The sequence below is a fragment of the Marinobacter sp. genome, assembly GCF_035268745.1.
Lineage (GTDB): Bacteria > Pseudomonadota > Gammaproteobacteria > Pseudomonadales > Oleiphilaceae > Marinobacter.
Genome location: NZ_DATFKH010000155.1, coordinates 1 through 3,635, shown reverse-complemented (window position 1 = coordinate 3,635; position 3,635 = coordinate 1). Strand labels below are relative to the sequence as shown.

The window sequence follows — 3,635 nt, the reverse complement described above, 5'->3', positions numbered from 1 at the left end:
TTCGATTGCAGCCACTGACTGATCTGAGCCTGGTTCATGGCACCGCTCTGGCGTGCAACTTCCCGGCCATTCTGAAACAGGATCATGGTGGGTATGCTGCGAATCCCGAACTGACCGGCCGGCCCCGGCGCCTGCTCGGTGTTAAGCTTGGCAAAGCGCACTTTACCCTGCCACTCCTTTGCAGCTTTCTCGAACTGGGGTGCCATGGCTTTGCAGGGACCACACCAGCTGGCCCAGAAGTCCACCAGCACGGGCACATCACTGCGCCCGGTGTGGGCAGCAAAGCTCTGTTCTGTCAGTTCCAGAACCTGATCCGGCCACAGCGATTGTTTGCAGGCGCCGCAGTTCCCGCCGGATAACAGCCTTTCAGCAGGTACACGGTTCACTTTGTGGCAATGGGGACACACCAGGTGTCGAACGTCAGTCATTATTGGTCCGCCTCTGATTGGTTAGTTGCAGGGATAATCAGGGCATATGGAAAGAAATCAAGCGGCCCCCCCGTTGCGACTATCTTGTCGCTGCCGAAAACCAGGGCCGACTGCCCTTGCGCACACCGATAGCAACTATAAATCTTCCCTGTTGCCGGTATCAGGGTTACTGCATCTGGGGACTGAGCTACAGCATGCTGCGGGAATTTCTGGCTCTGGACTTGCCCCGGCAGATCACAAACTGACCGAATGCTTTACCACTTCTCCCGGTCCTCCGCGCTTTCCTCGGCCTCAACCTCGGCCTTTCGCGCTTCGATCTTTCTCATCTTTTCCTTTGATATTGGCATTTTGCCGCTATCGCGCAACATGAACAGCCCGCCAAGCACCAGGGCAATAGCGCCCAGAACAAAAACCCATCCTATTGTTGGCATAACTGTGCCTCCACTGCTGAAATGATTCCCTTTATGGTGAACCGACATTGCCTGCGCTTCAATCAGATTTGAGGTTTTGGCAATCCAGCTTACGACGCTATAGTGCAGCCATGAATTATTTCCAACGGATGGGCCGGATGCATTGTGTAAGATCATTGCCCACTAGCGGCCCCGCTTCATGAGCATCGACCGTGAACGCCTTGCAGCACTTGCCGCGGAACCCCACTTTCAGCCGGGGATCGCGCCACCGGGGTTGGAGTAAAGCAGGAATGCCAGAAATGACTACTATCAAGGTAAATTAGCCCAAAAGAAGACGTAACCGTGGGACTATCGATCAAAAACTCGGAATTTACGGCGGAAGAGTTCGAGCGTTTTGCTGCCAAGGTCCGGATTGACCTTACCGCACTTACCCGCCTTCTGGACCGGCCCGGCTTTGGCGAGGGCCAGAGCTCCGTTGGTGCCGAGGTGGAGTTCTACATTGTCAATCCTGAACTGCGCGTCCAGCCCATCAACACGGAAATCGCCGCCAGCGTTCAGGACCCCCAACTGACGGTTGAGCTCAACCGCTTCAATCTCGAATACAATCTCAGCCCCCAGGCTTTCAGGGGTGACCCGTTTGCCAGAACCGAGCGGGAGCTGCTCGCTGCCATCAGGCGGATCGACCAGCACGCCGCACCTCTGGGCGGGGAGCTGGTGCCAATCGGCATTCTGCCCACACTGCGCCAGGCCGATATGGGTGCGCAGGTAATGACAGACGAACCCCGCTACCATGCCCTGTCCAAGGCCCTGCTCCAGCAGCGTGGCGAGCCCTTCAGTATCCATATCGGTGGCAACGACGTCATTGATCTGGAGGCCGACGACGTCACCATGGAAGGGGCCAATACCTCGTTCCAGCTGCACTGGCGTGTCCCGACCAACCGTTTCGCCGATTACTTCAATGCCGTCCAGCTGGTCACGCCGATAGTCCTGGCTCTGGCCAGCAATTCGCCCAGCCTGTTTGGTCACCACCTCTGGGACGAAACCCGTATTGCCCTGTTCAAGCAATCCATCGACAGCCGACCCACCACCAAGAAAAACTGGCGCCACCCGTCCAGGGTCTATTACGGCAACGGCTGGGCCCGCAACGCCTGGGAACTGTTTGCGGCCTCCGCATCGCTTTACCCTCCGATCATTCCGCTGATGTCGGATGAGGATCCGATGGCCGTGATTGACCGGGGGGAAGTGCCGGAACTGACCGAACTGCGCCTGCACCATGGAACCACCTGGCCCTGGAACCGGGTCATCTTTGATCACACAGACGGTGGTCATCTGCGCATCGAGATTCGCTCGATGCCCGCAGGCCCCACTCCGGTTGATATGTGCGCGAACGGACTGTTCATAATCGGCGCAGCGCTGGCAGTACTCGACGACATCCGGCATCTGACGTCGATACTGCCCTTCCATTACACCGAACATAATTTCTACCGCGCCGCCAAATATGGCATTGGCGCGGACATCATCTGGCCGCACAAGGATCAGATCCAGTTGCAGGACAGACCCCTGTTGACCGTGGCCCGTGAGCTGCTGCCCCGAGCCCGGGAAGCATTAACGCGAACAGCTGTCGACGACGCGGAAATTCACCGCCTGCTGGCAATCATCGAGGGCCGCATCGAAACCGGCATGACAGGCGCCCGATGGCAGCGCCAGATCACCGAATGTTTTTTCAGATCCCGGAGTTCCGATGACGCTTTCCGGAGTATGCTGGCTCTTTACATGGCCAACCAGAAACAGAACATCCCGCTCCATGAATGGACACTGTCACCGTGAGCAACCCGAACGTACTTGACTATCTGAATGACCCGTCACCCCGGACCCTGGGCCGCTCACCCCTTGAGTGGCTGGACCGCCTGCACAGGCCTACGGTTGTTCATGTTACCGGTTGCGACCGCTCCCGTACCCGGGCCATGGCAACGCTTCTGCACGGCAATGAACCCTCGGGTCTGTTTGCGCTTCACCGCTGGCTCCTTGAACAGCACACCCCCGAAGTCAACATGCTGTTTCTCCTCGGCGGCGTCTATCCGGCGAAGGTTCCACCCACCTTCTCACTTCGCCAGTTGCCCGATGGGCTCGACCTCAACCGCTGTTTCAAGGAACCTTTCGAGGGGGAAGAAGGCGCCATCGCACAGGCCATGCTGGCAGAGCTTCGAAAAGTGAATCCTGAATGCCTGCTGGACCTGCACAACACCTCTGGCACAGGCCCGTCCTTCGCTGTAACCATCACCAATGACGCCGCACACCAGGCGTTGACCTCGCTCTTCACCGACCGCCTGATAATGACGGATCTTCGTCTGGGAGCGTTGATGGAATACTCTGAACAGGACGTACCCACGGTAACCATCGAGTGTGGTGGGTCCCAGGACGATCAGGCTCATCAACTGGCCTATGAGGGACTCGTGCGATACACCTCGAAACCGGACGTGTTGACACTGGAAGAAGCAGAGTGGAACGTTGCGGTTCTGCGAAATCCGATCCGCGTGGAGCTGGCGCCTGAAGCGACCATAGAATATCGCCCGGAGCCAAGCGGTCATGCTGACCTCACGTTTCCGCCGGACATCGAACACCGCAATTTCGGAATTGTTTCCCCGGGTGAGCCTCTCGGCTGGATTGGCAACAAAGGCCTTGGCATACTCACCGCGATCGGCCACAACCGCACCGAAAACATGGAGCGGGTGCTTGAGGTCAGGGATGGACAGATCTACCCCGCCCAGGCCATCAGAACCTTTATGATTACCACCAA

Annotated in this window: 4 protein-coding genes; 2 read left to right on the top strand and 2 right to left on the bottom strand. The window is 57.8% G+C overall.

The genetic code is table 11. The features are described 5' to 3' along the window. Together trxC and VJ956_RS11750 are read right to left on the bottom strand one after the other, a co-directional pair. Positions 1–428: thioredoxin TrxC (gene trxC, locus VJ956_RS11755; protein WP_324085145.1), on the bottom strand; the 428-nt coding region annotated here is incomplete at its 3' end. Positions 429–682: 254 nt separating this feature from the next. After that, complete coding sequence (locus VJ956_RS11750) at positions 683–859, bottom strand: DUF2897 family protein (protein ID WP_324085143.1); 177 nt, start codon at positions 857–859, stop codon at positions 683–685. A gap of 321 nt (positions 860–1,180) precedes the next feature. On the opposite strand from VJ956_RS11750, the gene VJ956_RS11745 reads away from it, so the two are divergent. Together VJ956_RS11745 and VJ956_RS11740 are read left to right on the top strand one after the other, a co-directional pair. Beyond that, positions 1,181–2,665 (top strand): hypothetical protein, encoded by a 1,485-nt coding sequence (locus VJ956_RS11745; protein ID WP_324085141.1) that lies wholly within the window; start codon positions 1,181–1,183, stop codon positions 2,663–2,665. After that, on the top strand, positions 2,662–3,635 hold a 974-nt coding region (locus tag VJ956_RS11740), incomplete at its 3' end, for a succinylglutamate desuccinylase (protein WP_324085139.1). The genes VJ956_RS11745 and VJ956_RS11740, both read left to right, overlap by 4 nt.